Consider the following 17,088-nt stretch of genomic DNA (forward strand, 5'->3'; position numbering starts at 1 on the left):
TCAGATATCCGCAATCGAAATGGAAAACAGATTGTCGGGCCGCACGAACAGGCCAAAGGCGAGGCGCAGGCCAACGGCAAGCACGAGAAGCGCCAGCAAAAGGCGCAACTGTTCGCCGCGCAGTTTTTGGCCCGCGCGTGCGCCATATTGCGCACCGATCACGCCGCCAACCATCAGCAGGAAAGCAAGTACGATATCGATGGACTGGTTGGTCGTTGCCTGCAGGACGGTCGTGACTGCGGTCACAAAGGTGATCTGAAACAGCGAGGTTCCGACAACCACATTGGTCGGAACATGCAGCAGATAGATGAGCGCCGGAACCATAATGAAACCGCCGCCGACACCCATCACCGATGACAGAAGGCCGATGAAGAAGCCGATGCCGAGAACCGGAATGATGCTGACATAGATGGTGGAGGCGCGAAACCGCATCTTGAATGGCAGGCGGTGTATCCACGTATGCTGGCCGGACCGCCGCACAGCACCTGCTTGTCCCTTTTTTACGCGGCGCAAGGCGCGCAGGCTTTCCACCAGCATCAGACCGCCGACAGTGCCGAGAAAAAAGACGTAGAGGATGGAAACGATCAGGTCCAACTGGCCGAGATCGCGCAGCCACGAGAACACGAAGATACCGACGAGGGAACCCAATATACCACCCGCCACGAGAAACAGGCCGAGCTTGATATCGAGCGTGCGACGTTTGAAATGCGCCAGTGCGCCGGAAACCGACGAGGCGATGACCTGATTGGCACCGGTGGCGACCGCGATTGCAGGTGGAATGTTATAAAAGATCAGAAGCGGCGTGATCAGAAAGCCGCCGCCGACGCCGAACAGTCCGGAGAGAAAACCCACGGCGGCGCCCATGCCGAGAAGAACCAGCATGTTGACCGATAATTCCGCAATGGGAAGATAAATACCCAATTCCGAACCCGGCTTTCACGAACGCATGACACACAGCTGCTTGCGGTCGCGCTTCTCCGCAAGATGTTTCACTCTACTAAAACATCTCCGGCAAAATTATGAAACTGTTCTGCGTGCGGAAATGCATGAAAACAAGTAGTTAGGCTTAACTCCACACGTGAGTTTCAGCCCGGCCACTTCTCATAATGTCTTGCTCTGTCGCCATCGCGAAGTCAAACGCCGATTGCTGATAAAGTTATCTCGCGAAACTCTATTCGAGGAAAAATGCTAGGTGTTGTTTAAGAACAACAAAAAGAGCCTAGAAGAGAGCTTAAAACAGTCATTGTTGGTATAATCCCATAGAATATATAGGAAATACATGAGCGCAATCTGGCCACGATGCACTGTCGATCAGTCGGTAGCGTTCTGTCGGTTGCTGATGACGATATTGATATCTTCTTTCGGCGTGATGACGGAATGACCAGACGATGGGTAAAACTGTGCACGGATCGAAATGTTGTCGGACATTTTACTGTCGGTCAGGCTGCCGTTCTTTATGATATAAAGATAGGGATTGGTCAGGTTTACGCTGAAGTTTCCAGCAAAGCGGCTGCTGGACTTGAAGCCAAAGCAGTTCATGCTTTCGGCATAGTAGTTGCCATTCATGACATTCCATTCTTCCATAGGGCTGGACCGTGTGAGACAGGTCTTTTTGCCGTCTGGTGTGGTGAAGTTCGCATTGAACGACACGCCTATGAAGATGTTCTTCAGCTCGAAACTGCCGGATAGGACTTTGAAAATGGATTTGTACGGATGAATATCCTCGGCAGGGATAAGTTGCTTGTCGCCGGAAGAAATCTCAAAGTCGATCGCATCTCCCTGGAAGCTTTTGATGTCCTTGTCGAGCGCGAGGGGAATCTTCGCGATGATCCCGTTTTCCATGTCGTTGTTTACGTGCAAGAGCATCGTCTATCCCCTCGTTGATAGGGCTTAGATAATAAGGCTCAACGAGTCGATTCAACCTGTCACTTCTTTCAGACGCTTGTGATTGAAACGAGAAAGGGCAGCTTCTGCTGCCCTCGAAAAATCCGATTTACTTCAACGTGTTACTTGTTCTTCTCGAGAAGAAGCTGGACCAGTTGCTGGTCAACGTCGCCGGTCGGCGTCTGGCCATTCGCCTTCTGGAAGGCGGCAATTGCAGCGCGGGTCTTGCCGCCCATCAAGCCATCGGCAGTGCCGACGTCGTAGCCGTTCTTCTGGAGAATAAGCTGGATGTTACGAACAGCCTTCTTCATATCCACCGAGCCGGTGGTGAGCGGTTTGCTCTCGGTCCAAGCATCCGGGACGTCGATGGAGTTGGTTGCCTGATCGAGCGGCTTGGCCTTCCAGAGCTTGACCAAATCCTTGGCGCGTTCAAGCTGTTCCGGTTTCAATGCCTTGGCAATCTGGTCGCGCTTGTCGGCAGCATCCTTGTCACCAGCATTGGCGGCAAGCGAGAACCACTTGTAGCTTTCTTCCAGATTGACTGGCATGCCCAGTCCCTTGGCCGCAAGGATTCCGAGATTGAACTGGCTGTCCTTCACGCCGAGTTCGGCGGCATCGGTGAACCAGCGCACGGCGGAAGCATTGTCAGGGTTTCCATTGGCGCCGGTTGCGAAAAGGACGGCGAGGTTGTGCATCGCGCTGGCGTTACCCTGCTGCGCTGAAAGCTGGTACCAGGTCTTGGCCTTTTCGAGATCGCGGGCCATGCCAAGGCCCTTCTCGTTGAAGTTGCCGAGACGATATTGCGCCGGGGCAAAGCCTTGACCTGCAGAAATCTCATACCATTTCGCCGCCTTGGCAAAGTCGGCGGCAACGCCGCGACCTTCCATATAGCGATTGCCGACCTCGAAGAGCGCACGAGCATCGCCCTTGGCCGCAGCCACGCGAAGCGCTGCCGGACCGGCTTCTTCCGGTACAGGCGGAATGGCCGCCTGAGGCTTTGCGGCAGGTTCGGCCGATGCCGCCGTTTCAACAGGCTTCACCGGATTGGCGATTGTTGCGGCAGGCTGTTCAACCTGTGTCGGTATTTCCACCGCCGCCTGCTGCTCGTTTCCTGGTTCCGGGATTTCTTCCTGCGCAACTTTCTCCGAGCGCAGCTCCGTAACCGGAGGCACTGTTGCGGGGGCGGACGGCTCGAGCGCAGGTGTGGTGTCCGACGCGATTTTTGCAGCGATTTCGTCGGCTGGCACAGGTGTATTATCGGCGGCAGTTGTGTCGATCTGAGGCGGCACCGTATCAAGTGCGGCTTCCACCGGCTCGTCGCGGTTGAGGAAAGCTGAGCCGATCTGCAGGCCGGCCATCGCGATCATCACAGCACCGATTGCCATCAGGATCGGCTTACGCTGGCGCTGGATCATGTCGCCGACTGATGACTTTTTCTTACCGGTGCGCTTGGTCGCGCCCTTCTGAAGCTGTTCGGATTCGGCGGCGGCAAGCTGCGCGGCCCGCCGGGCCGCCGTGATGAAGTCCACCTTGCCGTTGGCTGCAAGGGCCAGATCGGCAGCATCTTCGCGCTGGCGGCGTTCTTCGCGCACCCGCTTCATAATCGAATTGAGGTCCGGCATGCCTTCGCCCTGAGGGCGAGGGGATGGTGTCGTTTCCAGCTCCGGTTCTTCGCGTGTGATCGGCTCGATGGCCGCAAGATCGCTTTCAAAGGCTGGCGCATCAAGCGTCGCGTCAAAAGCGCTGGCTTCGAGCGTTTCGTCGTTCTTTCCGACGGATTTGTCGGCGCGGCGACCGCGTATAGCTTTCGCGAAACCGCCGAAGAGCGATGACTTCCCGGTCAAGTCACCTGCCTGCGTATCGGCGGGACCGGCTTCGCTCTGGACGGTTGCAAAAGCTGCTTCCGCTGCCGCTGCAGCCGGGGAACGTGGTGCCGACGGACGCGGCGATCCAGCGTTGGGGCTGGTGAAGGCCGGTTTTTCAGTGTCCGACGTGTCTGATTTGCCTGCCACGTCTTGCTCAAGCCTGGCCAGACGATCAACGATCTTGACCAATGTGTCGTGGACGGTCTCGAATGTCTTGCCGTTGCGCTCGTCGGAATTGCGCGCCAGGGCCTCGAGCGATTTCATGTCTTCGGCGAGTTGCCGGGCGATCACGCTGTCGCCATGTGATCCATGCTGCAGAACGCGCGCGACAGCACTTTCGGCAGCTTCGCGCGCTGCATCCAGCACTGTTTCGCGATTGGAGGCGATGGAGCGCTCGATGGAATCGAGACGCGGCTTCAATTCTGCGATCTCGGCAACGGGCTGCGCAAGATGATGGGCGATATTTGCAATCTGATCTTCGAGGCTGCGGATTGCCTTCACATCCAGTCCAGGGCCGTCATAGGTCGGCGCCTGAAGCAGACCCAGTGAAATCTGCTGCGAAAGATCGTCGAGGCGGCCTTCCAGAGTGTGGATCGCGCTGTTGTCGACATGCTGCGTGGCATATTGCGCGTCGAGACGCTCGGTCAGTTCTGCAAAGCGGCGGTCGATTTTGTCCAGAACGGAAGGATGCGGCTCCTCTACCCGGCGCTCGGCAGCTTCGAGCTTCTCGCCGATGGCTTCAAGACGCGCCTCTACAACGTGATAGTCGGACTGGTTCAGATTCTCCATGACCTTGCCAACCTGATTGGCAAGCAGGTTAATCTGGTGTGCGAGCTGGTCGATGACGCCTTCCGGTAGCGCTGAGCCGCTTGAAAGACCGTCGATGCGAGAGGAAAGTTCGCCGAGCTTGCGATAGAGCGTGTCGGAATTCTGCTGCGTTGCCGAAGTGGCGAGCTGTTCTGCGAGCTCTGCCAAACGGCTTTCGATACGCTCCAGTCGGCGCGCACTGTCCTGATCCGGGCGCTGGGCGCGGCTGGTGGCGATGATAGCGCGGCTGATTTCGTCCAGCCGCTCATCGATCTGCTGCAGACGGCTCTGATCGAGCGACGACGCGTGTTGTGGGCTGAGCGATTCCTCGATGGAATTCGCGAGCTGGCCGATGCGATCCTCGATTGCGCTCAGGCGGTTCGACTGGGGCAACGTACCGATGGCGTCGCGCACCTGCTCAAGTCGCGAGCCTATCGCATCCAACGCCGGATCGACGGCGTTGTGGCGCTGTTCGAAGGCCTCGAAACGCGCGTCGAAGCGATCCCAACGATTGTTGAGACGATGCAGTGTTTCTTCGCGCGCGAGGCTCTGGACGGTGCGATTGAGCTCTTCGAGCTGGCGGCGGAGCGCCTGCGCGTTTGCCTCACTGCTGCGTTCGGCGAGAAGGCGTACACTGTCGTTGATACGCTCGAAATCATCGCTCATCTGCTGTGAAAAGCCTTCTTCGCTTGCGGCGCGCTGAAGGCGGGTCATCTCGCGGCTGGCACGGCTGACCTCGGCGCTTGAGGCATAATGCGGCTTCGGCTGCGGCTCTTCATGGCTACCGCGCATCCGACGCAGATTTTCGGCAATCTCGGCGAGGCCGGTTACAGTCTCGTCCGGATGGCGAACTGGGTGACGTTCGGAACGCAGAATATCACGCACGTCCGGGGCGCTGTCCTGTTCCAGATCCATCAGGCGTTTCTCAAGGCTCGCCAGCGTGCGGTTCAGTTCTTCCATGGCAGGTGATGACGCTCGGCGCTCGCGGCGGGCATTCAAATCGTCAATAATTGATCGTGAACCTGACGCCATATCTGGATTTGCCATGATAAATTCACTTTTTCTAATGATAGAGGCCGCCGGGAGCAAATTTCACCAGCGCAACAGGCAAGAATTTGCTCTGCTTACATTTGTACAAACGTGGTAAATAACTCGTTAATATATGCGGCTAAGTGAGTGCTTTCGTGGATGCCGAATAGCATCCCATGGTTGAGCGGGCTGAATTCAGCGTGTCAAACGCGACCCGGCATGAAAAGCGGATCTATCGAATACGAAAGATGCGTGAACCGCGGCGGCAAAATGTAAATCGAAGCTACGGCACTGACAGCAATGTCAATGTGAGCTGTCATCAACAGTGGTTCCATCGCGCAATCGCGCGGTGACCGGGCGTTTCCGGGGGCGGAAACAGGGTAGGACATGAGTAAACAGGCTAACGCACCAGGGCTGGTCGCAGATTTAGCAATTGCGGATTTGCTAACCGGCGCAAGCGGGAATATGCGAAAGGAAGGTCAGTCAGGCGGTCAACTATACCGGATCGGCGATCTAGCGGAGGAGTTCGACCTGACGTTGCGCGCCTTGCGCTTCTACGAAGACAAGGGATTGCTCAATCCACGCCGCGCGGGCGTGACGCGGCTTTATGATTACAACGACCATACACGCTTGCGTCTTATCCTGTTTGGGCGGCGCATCGGCTTCACACTGAGCGAGATGGGACAGTTGATCAGCGTGTGGGAAAATGAGACCCGCGACGCTGTCGAAGTGGAGAAGCTACGCAAGCGTTTCAAGGAAAAACTGGTCGAGCTTGAGAAGAAGAAGGACGAGGTGGATCGGTCGGTTGAAGAGCTGCGAACCATCCTCGCACGAATGGGGCGACAGTCGTTTTGATTGCGGGTGTATGAAGTTTGAAAATATGGCTGCCCCTATCTGATTGGCAGGACAGATAAGGGCAGCCTATTTGCTCGTAATAAAAAATATATATAAAAATCAACGCCTTTAGAATGCAATCTAGACCTTGACGCCATACGGGGAATGACGGAATAGCCTATCCTGTATCGGTAATATACAAGCCATTTTGCATCCTCCGTTTTTGCTCCGCATGCTGTGTTTGGTCTAATCCACCAACACAGATGTTGCTTGCAGAGCAAGAACGGGTCGCGTTTAGCAATAAGAAAGAGTTTTAAAACCTCCTGTTCGTTGAAAACAAAGCCATCTTAACTGGATTTAGATCGATCTTAAAATAGCAACTTGCTGGGTAAGATTTCTCAATCTACATTGTCTAATTTAACTAGCGCTAAAAATTGAAATGTAATTTTCGGATAACTGAATTATCCGCAAGGAAGCTTCCGGAAGGCTTCGTTCTGGGATTCCTGAAAACTTGTATCGACTTGTGTCTCGCCAAGTGCGCTCTGGGGCGGCTTTGGACGATGAAACTACGGTTCACAATTATTCGCCGTCATCTTTTTAATTTGGGTATATGTGTGCATCCACGAATGTGCGGCCTCGGCCAGATCGAAGTCGGAGCGAACTCCGCCTGGCAGGTCCGAATGTTTCAGCCTGTTGCATGAAGTGTGCCGTGGAGTGGGAACCTCGACGCATCGACGGGGTTATTCCAGCCTTGCGACTGATGGCGCATCCAAGATGTGCCCAGAACGAACAGATGGAGCGCCGGTCTGATCCAATCAGATCGAATTCGCTCTGATGCGAAAGTGAGGCCGACAATGAAAAAAGCTCTTGTTCTGACCGTAGCGACGTTTCTCACCAGCTCCGGTTTTGCGCTGGCGCAGGATCGAGTGCTTATCGAAGTGCCTCAGGCAGCACGCGATTATGTCATTGCAAATCCTTCGGACCCGGTCGTCATTGAGGGCGAAATCAGTGACGGTTATGTTCTCCCTGATGCAATCGCGGTTCATCCGATCCCCGACAATCCGGGTTTCGGTTACATCTATGTCAATGGTGAACCGGTGATCGTTTCCATGCAGAACCGTCAGGTCGTCTATTATACCGAAGGGCCGAATGCCGGTCCGCTGGTGCCGAATGAAGTCGTGACTTACATCGAAACCAATCCGGTTGATCCGGTCATCATCGAAGGAGATATCGCCGAAGGTATGGTCATCCCCGAGGATGTGCCTCTGGTGGCTGTTCCTGAGCAGCCGACTTATTCCTATGTTTATGTGGAAGATCGTCCGGCTCTGATCGATACGCAGACCCGCCGCGTTGTATGGGTCAAGTAAGCCTTCAAGGGTCGATGAATAGTAGAAGGGCGGCAGAATTGCCGCCTTTCTCATGTCTCACATGTGGTCATCCGGTCTACGTAATCGGCGTGATTTTCACCGTTCAGCTCGCGTTACCGGTCAAAAATGACCGTTCACGAAGCCGCAAATTTGACCATAACACCACGCTGGCGAAAATATGCCTGCATGAGCTTCCTGCCGGAGCGATTGTTCTGCACCAGCTTGGCCGGATCGAACACAGCCTCTTTCAGGCCCGCGCGCTCAAGCGCTGCTTTCAGGGCGGCGATATGTAAATCGATGTCGACATTATCCGCCTGAAGCGATTCATAAATTCGGTCTGTCGCTTCCGCTACAGTAGGTTCGCTCACCACTATACTCCTGTTGTTGCTTGCAGGCGCTTATCACACTTTCCCTTCGACCACTATCAGGATGAAAAGCGTCTTTACATGAACATTTCCCCGTCCCGCACGAACTTGTGTAATTTTTGACGTTTACGGAAACGTCAAAGTAGGTTAGCTTCGAGCCGAAATTGACTGGACGAGCGCGAATTCCGTGATGTGGTCAGTCAAAAAAGCGGCAAAAATGGCTGTTTTCGCAGAAAATCATCCCTTTTTGTTGCAACATGCGCGCTGTCACAACGTTTTGCTATAATGTGGCATGCAGGCATGAAACGCGGTTACGGGCTCGTTCCAGCCATCGCGGAACGGCTCAGGTGGTGAATTTGGAGGATTTCTATGCCGAGCTATCGCGCGCCAGTTGAGGATACGAATTTCGTTCTCAATGACGTTCTGAATTATCAGCGCTACAACAATCTGCCGGGCTTTGCCGACGCGTCGCCCGATGTCGTCGAGGCAATCCTGTCTGAAGGTGCGAAGCTCGCCGAGGGCACCCTGTTTCCGGTCAACCAGACCGCTGATCGCGAAGGCTGCAAGCGTCATTCGGATGGTTCGGTGACGACGCCGAAAGGCTACAAGCAGGCTTACGACCTTTATCGCGAAGGCGGCTGGCTCGGCCTTGCCGTGCCGGAGCAATATGGCGGGCAGGGGCTTCCTTATCTCCTGCACACGGCTGTCGGCGAATATATGTCGTCAGCCAATATGGCGCTCACCATGTATCCGGGCCTGACGCAGGGTGCGATTGCCGCAATCCTGACCCACGGCACCGATGAGCAGAAGGACACCTATCTGCCGAAGATGGTGGAAGGCACCTGGACCGGCACGATGAACCTGACCGAGCCGCATTGCGGTACGGATCTGGGCTTGCTGCGCACCAGCGCCGCGCCGCAAAAAGACGGTTCCTATAAGATTTCCGGTCAGAAGATTTTCATCTCGGCTGGCGAACACGACATGTCCGAAAACATCATCCATCTGGTGCTGGCCCGTATCGACGGCGCGCCGGAGGGCGTGAAAGGCATTTCGCTGTTCATCGTGCCGAAGTTCATTCTTGATGAAAATGGCAATCCCGGCGAGCGTAACGGCGTCTCCTGCGGTTCCATCGAAGAAAAGATGGGCATTCACGGCAACTCCACCTGCGTCATGAATTATGACGAGGCAAAGGGTTTTCTGATCGGTGAAGCCCATAAGGGTCTGCGCGCCATGTTCACCATGATGAATGAAGCGCGTCTTGGTGTAGCTTTGCAGGGCCTTTCGATTGCCGAAACCGCTTACCAGAATGCTGCCATCTATGCGCGTGAGCGCATTCAGGGCCGCGCGCTTTCGGGTGCTGCGGCACCGGACAAGAAGGCCGATCCGATCATCGTGCATCCGGATATCCGCCGCAACCTCATGAATATCCGTGCTTTCAACGAAGCCGGTCGGGCGCTTATCCTTTGGACGGCACTCAACTCCGATATCGCCCATCGTGCAGGCGATGAGGCGGAACGTCAGGCAGCAGATGATCTCGTTGGTCTTTTGACGCCGGTTCTGAAAGGCGTTCTGACCGACAAGGGATTTGAACACGCCGTCATGGCGCAGCAGGTCTTCGGCGGGCACGGCTATATCGAAGAACACGGCATGAGCCAGTATGTGCGCGATGCGCGCATCGCGATGATCTATGAAGGTGCAAACGGCATTCAGGCGCTTGACCTCGTCGGTCGCAAGCTGGCGCTTAACGGTGGCCGCGCAATCACCGCCTTCTTCAAGGAAGTGGGCGATTTCTGCGAAGCTAACCGTGAGAACGAGACGCTTTCTTTCTGCACCAAACATCTGAAGAAGGGCCTCAACGATCTTCAGGCCGCCACCATGTGGCTGATGCAGAATGCGATGGCCAAGCCCGACAATGCAGGTGCCGCCTCCAACGACTATATGCATCTGTTCGGTCTGGTGGCGCTCGGCTTCATGTGGGCGCGCATGGCCAAGATCGCGGAAGAAAAGCTTGGCAGTGGCGAAGGCAACAAGGCGTTCCTTGAAGCTAAGCTTGTTACCGCGCGCTATTATTTCGAGCGGATCATGCCGGAAAGCGCAGCACATCTCGCACGCATCCAGTCGGGCGCGGATTCGATGATGGCGCTCAACGCGGACACATTCTGAGTTAGGGATTGAGCTAAATTTCGAATTTAGCGGGAAGGAGTCAACATGGCTGAGGCTTATATTTACGATCACGTGCGCACACCGCGCGGACGTGGCAAGAAGGATGGCAGCCTGCACGAAGTGCCTGCCGTTCGTCTGGGTGCGAAGGTTCTGGAATCCCTGCGCGACCGCAACGGTATCGACACGGCAAAGGTCGATGACATTATTTTTGGCTGCGTCGACCCGGTCGGTGAAGCTGGTGCGGTCATCCCGCGGTCGTCAGCTTTTGAAGCCGGTTACGACTTCAAGGCGCCGGGCATCCAGATTTCGCGTTTCTGCGCCTCGGGCCTCGATGCGGTCAATCTGGCAGCAGCCAAGGTCGCCTTCGGTTCCGACGATCTGGTGATTGCAGGCGGCGTGGAAAGCATGTCGCGTGTCGGCATGGGCATGTCGGGCGGTGCCTGGTACATGGACCCATCGGTCGGCTTCCCCGGCTATTTCATGCCGCAGGGTGTTTCTGCTGATCTGATTGCCACGAAATATGGCTTCAGCCGCGATGACGTCGATGCCTATGCTGTCGAAAGCCAGAAGCGTGCCGCCAAGTCGTGGGAAAAGGGCTATTTCAGGAACTCGGTCATTTCGATCAAGGACCAGAATGGCCTGACCATTCTCGACCATGACGAGCACATGCGCCCGACGACCGATATGCAGGCTCTGGGCCAGCTCAACCCGTCATTCGTGATGCCGGGCGAAATGGGCGGCTTCAATGCGGTCGGCATTCAGGCTCATCCGGAAATCGAAACCGTCAATCACGTCCACCATGCTGGTAACTCGTCGGGCATCGTCGACGGTGCGGCTGGCGTTCTGGTTGGCTCCAGGAAGGCTGGCAAGGCATTCGATATCAAGCCGCGTGCGCGCATTCGTGCTTTCGCCAACATCGGCTCTGAACCAGCGCTCATGCTGACCGGCCCGGTCGATGTCACGGAAAAGCTTCTCAAGCAGGCGAAGATGAAAATCTCGGACATCGACCTGTTCGAGCTGAACGAAGCCTTTGCCGCTGTTGTTCTGCGCTACATGCAGGCCTTCGACATTCCGCACGACAAGATGAACGTCAATGGCGGTGCCATTGCCATGGGCCATCCGCTCGGCGCAACCGGCGCTATGATCCTCGGTACGGTGCTGGATGAACTGGAACGCCGCGATCTCAACACCGCGCTGGTGACCTTGTGCATCGGTGCCGGCATGGGCACGGCGACAATCATCGAGCGCGTTTAAGGCGAGGGAGGTTTTACGAATGGCTTATGTAAATTTCAAAGTTGAAACCGACGCCGATGGCATTGCTCTCGTCACCTGGGACATGCCTGAAAAGTCGATGAATGTCTTCACCGTCGAGGCGATGCAGGAACTGAATTCCATCATCGACGCGGTGACTGCCGATGATAAGATCAAGGGCGTTGTTATTACGTCAGGTAAGGACAGCTTCTCTGGCGGCGCGGACCTGACCATGCTGGAAGGCATGTTCAAGGAATTCCAGAAGCAGAAGGCCAAAGACCCGCAGGGCGCGGTCCAGACCCTGTTCGACAATGTCGGCAAGATGAGCGGTCTTTTCCGCAAGCTTGAAACTTGCGGCAAGCCTTGGGTTTCGGCTATCAACGGCACCTGCATGGGCGGCGCATTTGAAATGTCGCTCGCTTGCCATGCACGGGTGGTGTCGGATGCACCGGGCGTGAAGATGGCTCTGCCGGAAGTGAAAGTCGGTCTGTTTCCGGGCGCTGGCGGCACGCAGCGCGTTCCGCGCCTTGCCAATCAGCAGGATGCGCTCCAGATGATGACGACCGGCTCCAGCCTGACCGCGCAGCGCGCCAAGGCAATGGGTCTCGTCACCGAGATTGCTCCGGCCAAGAAGCTGGTCGAAACCGCAAAGAAGCTCATCAAGGGCGGTCTCAAGCCGGTTCAGCCATGGGATGAAAAAGGCTTCAAACTGCCGGGAGGCGCGATCTATTCGGCTGCCGGTGCGAATCTCTGGCCTGCCGCAACGGCAATCCTGCGTCGCGAAACATCCGGCAATTATCCGGCAGCGCTTGCCATTCTGAAGTCGGTTTATGAAGGCCTGCTGGTGCCGTTCGATACCGGCCTCAAGATCGAGCAGCGCTATTTCACCGAAATTCTCCAGACGACCGAAGCGGGCATGATGATCCGTTCGCTCTTCGTGTCGCTGCAGGAATTGAACAAGGGCGCACGCCGTCCGGTCGATGAAAAGCCGACCAAGCTCAAGAAGATCGGCGTTATCGGCGCTGGCTTCATGGGTGCAGGCATCGCCTATGTGACGGCCAAGGCAGGCATCCCGGTTGTGCTGATCGACCGCGATCAGGAGTCTGCCGACAAGGGCAAGGCGCATACGGCTGACCTCATCGCCAAGGAAATGCAGAAGGGCCGCGCGACGGAAGCAGACAAGGAAAAGCTCCTGTCGCTCATCACCGCAACGCCTGATTATGCGCTTCTCGAAGGTGCCGATCTGGTGATCGAAGCCGTGTTCGAGGACCGCGAAGTCAAGCGTGTTGCGACTGAGAAGGCCGAGGAAGTGCTCAAGACTTCCGCAGTCTTTGCTTCCAACACCTCGACCCTGCCGATCACTGGTCTTGCCAAAGTCTCAAAGCGTCCGAAGAACTTCATCGGCATTCACTTCTTCTCGCCTGTCGACAAGATGATGCTGGTGGAAGTGATCCTTGGCAAAAAGACGTCCGACAAGGCACTGGCCGTAGCCCTTGATTACGTTCGTGCGATCAAGAAGACGCCGATTGTCGTCAACGACACGCGTGGCTTCTACGTCAATCGTTGCGTGCTGCGCTATATGTCGGAAGCCTACAACATGCTGGTTGAAGGTGTTCCGGCGGCCATGATCGAAAATGCCGCCCGTATGGCCGGTATGCCGGTTGGTCCGCTTGCGCTCAACGACGAAACCGCTATCGACCTGTCGCAGAAGATCCTCAAGGCAACGCTTGCCGATCTTGGCGAAAAGGCGGTCGATCCGCGTCATGTGGAACTGGTGGATCGTCTCGTCAACGAGTTCGACCGCAAGGGCCGCAAGAACGGCAAGGGCTTCTACGATTATCCGGCAAAGCCCGCCAAGAAGCAGCTGTGGCCGGGCCTCAAGGATCTGTATCCGCAGCAGAACCCGGACAAGATCGATGTGAACGAGCTGAAGGAACGTTTCCTCGTCACCATCGCTCTGGAAGCTGCCCGCGTGATGGAAGAAGGCATTGTCACCGATCCGCGTGAAGCCGATGTCGGCTCCATTCTTGCCTTTGGTTTCGCGCCTTATACCGGCGGTACGCTGTCCTATATCGACGGTATGGGTGCGAAGAAATTCGTCAAGCTTGCCAAGGAGTTGCAGAAGAAGTACGGCCAGCAGTTCAAGGCGCCGAAACTTCTGCTCGACATGGCCGAAAACGGTGAAAGCTTCTACCAGCGTTTCAACCCGTACAAGACGGAAGCAAAGAAGGCAGCGTAAGTTTAACCCTTCGCAAGATTATCAGGCGCGGCATGTTTCATGCCGCGCTTTTTGTTTGTGCTCCTTGCCATAGCTGAACTGCACCATATCCAGGATAAGAAAATTTTCCCTGTTAATTCAGCCGTCTTGCGCAATTACTGCTTTTTCGGTAGGTTGAAGCTGAAGATGGGACGGAATAATAGGTTTAAAATCCTTTGAAGCATATCTTTCCTGATGGGGATTATTCAGGAAGATATGTCGGAACCTAGGTGGCGGATCATTACTATGTTTTCTCACGAGAGCGTGTGGGCGGCCATTGATGCCCTGGCTGAACGTCATTCCCTGAGCGCGTCCGGGCTGGCGCGTCGTGCAGGGCTCGACCCTACGACCTTTAACAAATCCAAGCGCTATGCTTCCGATGGGCGTGCGCGCTGGCCTTCGACGGAATCGCTGGCCAAGGTGATGGAAGCAACCGGCTCGACGTTCGATGAATTCACGCGGCTCATCCGTGGCGAAAATCGCACGCCGCAATTCGGCGAATATACGCAGGACATGCCGTCCATTCCATTGCTCGGCATGGCCGAAGCGGGCGCTGGCGGCTATTTCGATGATGCCGGGTTTCCGGCTGGACAAGGCTGGGACATTGTGGAATTCCCAGCCGGATCGGGAGAAGGTGTGTACGCGCTGGAGGTTTCGGGCGACTCAATGTTGCCCCTTTACCGTGATGGCGATACGCTGATCGTAGCACCCAATACCGCCATTCGCCGGGGCGATCGCGTGGTGGTGCGGACGAAAGACGGAGAAGTGATGGCCAAGATCCTGCATCGCCAGACGCCACGAACCATTGAGCTCCATTCGCTCAATCCCGAACATCCGAACCGCATTTTCGAGTCCAAGGATATCGAATGGGTCGCCCGCATTTTATGGGCGAGCCAGTAATGGCGCAATCGCAGGATAGAAGCCATGCACGCGCCGTTTTCGGCGGTCTGGCTGGCATAACAGGCGCAGTTCTGATCGCAGCCTTCGTGGCGCCGTTCTATGGTGCACTGGATCGCCCGGTGGTCGTCATCAACTCCAGTGATACGAAGACAGAATCCGGTACGGGAAACGGCATCGTCGTCGAACAGTTCGACTATAACGAGCCGGGGACATCGCCTGAAACGGGCAATGCCTCAGAGGAGACGTCGCCGCAACCGGGCCAAGCCGCCCCCGTTGAAGGGCAGCCGCCTGCGTGGAAAGAGAACGGCAAGGTCAACGACCAGGTGAATGACAACGGCATTGAACGCGAGGCACCGCGTCCACCGCTGAGCGATCTCGGTCTTGCATCCACGCCCAAACCGCCAGAGCCACCGGCACCGGCCACGCCTGTCGATGCGGGCGAACAGATGCAGCTTTTGCAGCGACCTGTCGCTGTGGCGGCCGGACGGCTTGAAAGTCAGGGCCGTATGATTGAATTGCAGGGCATCGAAATCGTACCCTTAGAACAGACCTGCCAGACCGCTTCCGGTGAAAGCTGGCCGTGCGGCATGCAGGCGCGCACTGCCTTCCGGCAATGGTTGCGTTCCCGTGCCGTTATGTGCCGCCTGCCGCAAAATGACAGCGGTGCTGCGGTGGCGACCGAATGCATGCTGGGCAATGAAGATGCAGCCGCATGGCTGGTTGCCAATGGCTGGGCGAAGGCCGCTCCGGGCGGTGCCTATGATGAAGCGGGTCGTAAGGCTGTGGAAGCGCGTCTCGGCATTTTCGGCGACAAGCCCGATACGTCTCTGCCCAATCCGGAGCCAGATAGCGGCAATATGATGGATAATCCGTCGCCGCTGGCCCCTGAACCGGAGCTGCAGCCATCTTCGCCGTCGCCACAGTTGCAAGGCGATTTTCCGCCCGCACCGCCTGCGCAATGACGAAAGAGGCAAAAACTCCTAAAGCAAGCCTCCAAGAAGAGGATCGTACCGAACTGGAATGCGGGTGCACCTGTTCTCAGATGCCAGAGAATACCGTTCGAAATGTGCTGTTCATCGACATGAGGCTTGCCGCGCACTGTGGTCGGAAGAACTGGTTCGATCACCGACCATTCGAAATCAGTTCAATCAAAGGCACTCTCACTGCCTCCAATCGCTGGAGACAGTGAATCGCAACATACTTTATAGTATGTGACGCAGACTTTCTTGGCTCGGTGCAGGACTTCCTTGTCGCAGATGCTACTGTCCGGTCGTTTTTTCTCCGACGACGAGTGCGAGTGCACGGACCGGCGAGCCGGTTCCTTTCACGAATTTCAAGGGTGCTGCGATCAGGATCGCCCCCTTGGCCGGTAGCTGATCAAGGTTGCTCAGGCTTGCCAGTCCGTATCGGTTTGCCTTGTGCATGAGGTTGTGTGCCGGAAATGGAGGGGTCATGGCTCCTGCGGATCCTGCATCCGTACCGACTGTTTCCTGACCCCAACCGATAATGCCTTTGGAAAGCAGATACTCGATTGCTTCAACGGTTGGTCCCGGAGAATGCGGGCCGTTTTCATCGGCATTCAGAAATGTATCGGCCGAACCATTGCGCTTGTACCAGTCGGTGCGCATCAAAACCCATGACCCGGCTTCAATTTCGCCATGCTCTGCTTCCCATTCCCTGATGCTATCAACCGTCAGCAGATAATCAGCGTCGGCGGCGGCTTGTGCGGAACGGTCGATTACGTTTACAGGAGCAACGAAGTTCTGTGGCGGGATCGTATCGGTGGTGTTGTTGGAGTGATCCTTGCCGGTGATCCAGTGACACGGGGCATCGAAATGGGTGCCGGTGTGCTCGCCAAGCTCTATCCAATTCCAGGCCCAGAACGGACCATTCTGATCGTATTGGCTGATAGTGTGAACTTTAACGTTCGGTGTGTTTTTGCCGAATTGTGGGGGAAGGTAAAGGACGGGCGTATCCGGACCGAGTGGTGCGGTGATGTCAACGACCTTGACGGTGCCAGACAGCAGTCCGGACGCAAGGCTGGAAAGAGCAGATGTATCGTTCATGAAATCCCCATTTCGCCCTGAGCCGGCGCCGGCATTATTGTGCGGTCCTTGATGAACCGGTCTCTTTCGGACGTTCACTCGAAGCCTATGGCAGGGAATATGCTCTTGCAAGTATCTCTTTTACAGAATCTTCCAGGAATTTTCTCGCGGCAGAAGAGCGTTCGCCAATAAACCGAATTTTCTGGACTTTTTTGTCCGTGCGTCCTGTCGTGACTGGTAGTGAAACCTCGTGCAAGGTAATGCAGTTATATGCATTCAAGTATAATATCGGTCATCTGTAAAAACTGGGCTCGCATGTCG

General features: G+C 56.0%; 12 protein-coding genes and 1 pseudogene. 7 read left to right on the forward strand and 6 right to left on the reverse strand.

The features are described 5' to 3' along the window. The 3 genes from CES86_RS23570 to CES86_RS23580 all read right to left on the reverse strand — a co-directional run bounded on the left by CES86_RS23570 (nucleotide 1) and on the right by CES86_RS23580 (nucleotide 5,603). The gene (locus tag CES86_RS23570; protein WP_029926549.1) at nucleotides 1–882 is read right to left on the reverse strand and encodes a sulfite exporter TauE/SafE family protein; all 882 of its coding nucleotides are present in this window, start codon (nucleotides 880–882) and stop codon (nucleotides 1–3) included. A gap of 429 nt (nucleotides 883–1,311) precedes the next feature. Continuing rightward, nucleotides 1,312–1,866: a hypothetical protein gene (locus CES86_RS23575; RefSeq protein WP_012093372.1), complete on the reverse strand. Its 555-nt coding sequence runs from the start codon at nucleotides 1,864–1,866 to the stop codon at nucleotides 1,312–1,314. Between the two features lie 140 nt (nucleotides 1,867–2,006). Next, a complete protein-coding gene (locus tag CES86_RS23580) occupies nucleotides 2,007–5,603 on the reverse strand; it encodes a peptidoglycan-binding protein (protein ID WP_094515563.1) in 3,597 nt (1,198 codons plus the stop codon). 369 nt (nucleotides 5,604–5,972) lie between these two features. Here CES86_RS23580 and CES86_RS23585 point away from each other — a divergent pair, with 369 nt between their 5' ends. Next, the gene (locus CES86_RS23585) at nucleotides 5,973–6,440 is read left to right on the forward strand and encodes a MerR family transcriptional regulator (protein ID WP_094515564.1); all 468 of its coding nucleotides are present in this window, start codon (nucleotides 5,973–5,975) and stop codon (nucleotides 6,438–6,440) included. Between the two features lie 833 nt (nucleotides 6,441–7,273). Continuing rightward, nucleotides 7,274–7,786 carry a DUF1236 domain-containing protein gene (locus tag CES86_RS23590; protein ID WP_094515565.1) on the forward strand — a complete coding sequence of 171 codons (513 nt, stop codon included), beginning with the start codon at nucleotides 7,274–7,276 and terminating at the stop codon, nucleotides 7,784–7,786. Nucleotides 7,787–7,920: 134 nt separating this feature from the next. Here the strand turns inward: CES86_RS23590 and CES86_RS23595 are convergent, their stop codons facing one another. Continuing rightward, nucleotides 7,921–8,157 carry a hypothetical protein gene (locus CES86_RS23595; RefSeq protein WP_029926552.1) on the reverse strand — a complete coding sequence of 79 codons (237 nt, stop codon included), beginning with the start codon at nucleotides 8,155–8,157 and terminating at the stop codon, nucleotides 7,921–7,923. Between the two features lie 363 nt (nucleotides 8,158–8,520). Between CES86_RS23595 and CES86_RS23600 the strand changes: the two genes are divergently transcribed. From CES86_RS23600 to CES86_RS23620, 5 genes are all read left to right on the forward strand, one after another. Continuing rightward, nucleotides 8,521–10,314 (forward strand): acyl-CoA dehydrogenase C-terminal domain-containing protein, encoded by a 1,794-nt coding sequence (locus CES86_RS23600; RefSeq protein WP_094515566.1) that lies wholly within the window; start codon nucleotides 8,521–8,523, stop codon nucleotides 10,312–10,314. Nucleotides 10,315–10,359: 45 nt separating this feature from the next. After that, nucleotides 10,360–11,568, forward strand: a complete 1,209-nt coding sequence (locus CES86_RS23605) for an acetyl-CoA C-acetyltransferase (RefSeq protein ID WP_094515567.1) — start codon at nucleotides 10,360–10,362, stop codon at nucleotides 11,566–11,568. A 19-nt stretch (nucleotides 11,569–11,587) separates the two neighbouring features. Continuing rightward, on the forward strand, nucleotides 11,588–13,804 hold the full coding sequence (locus CES86_RS23610) for an FAD-dependent oxidoreductase (RefSeq protein WP_094515568.1): 2,217 nt from the start codon (nucleotides 11,588–11,590) through the stop codon (nucleotides 13,802–13,804). A 264-nt stretch (nucleotides 13,805–14,068) separates the two neighbouring features. Beyond that, entirely contained in the window at nucleotides 14,069–14,722 is a 654-nt protein-coding gene (locus CES86_RS23615; protein WP_094515569.1) for a S24 family peptidase, read from the forward strand. Beyond that, nucleotides 14,722–15,684: a thermonuclease family protein gene (locus CES86_RS23620; protein WP_094515570.1), complete on the forward strand. Its 963-nt coding sequence runs from the start codon at nucleotides 14,722–14,724 to the stop codon at nucleotides 15,682–15,684. Before CES86_RS23615 ends, CES86_RS23620 begins: the two co-directional genes overlap by 1 nt. 62 nt (nucleotides 15,685–15,746) lie before the next feature. Here the strand turns inward: CES86_RS23620 and CES86_RS28075 are convergent. Together CES86_RS28075 and CES86_RS23630 are read right to left on the reverse strand one after the other, a co-directional pair. Continuing rightward, a pseudogene (locus tag CES86_RS28075) lies at nucleotides 15,747–15,848 on the reverse strand (IS5/IS1182 family transposase); the annotation flags it as partial. Nucleotides 15,849–15,981: 133 nt separating this feature from the next. After that, on the reverse strand, nucleotides 15,982–16,788 hold the full coding sequence (locus tag CES86_RS23630; RefSeq protein ID WP_010659209.1) for a cyclase family protein: 807 nt from the start codon (nucleotides 16,786–16,788) through the stop codon (nucleotides 15,982–15,984). Nucleotides 16,789–17,088: the final 300 nt, after the last annotated feature.

Origin of the sequence: Brucella lupini (assembly GCF_002252535.1) — a bacterium.
Classification (GTDB): domain Bacteria; phylum Pseudomonadota; class Alphaproteobacteria; order Rhizobiales; family Rhizobiaceae; genus Brucella; species Brucella anthropi.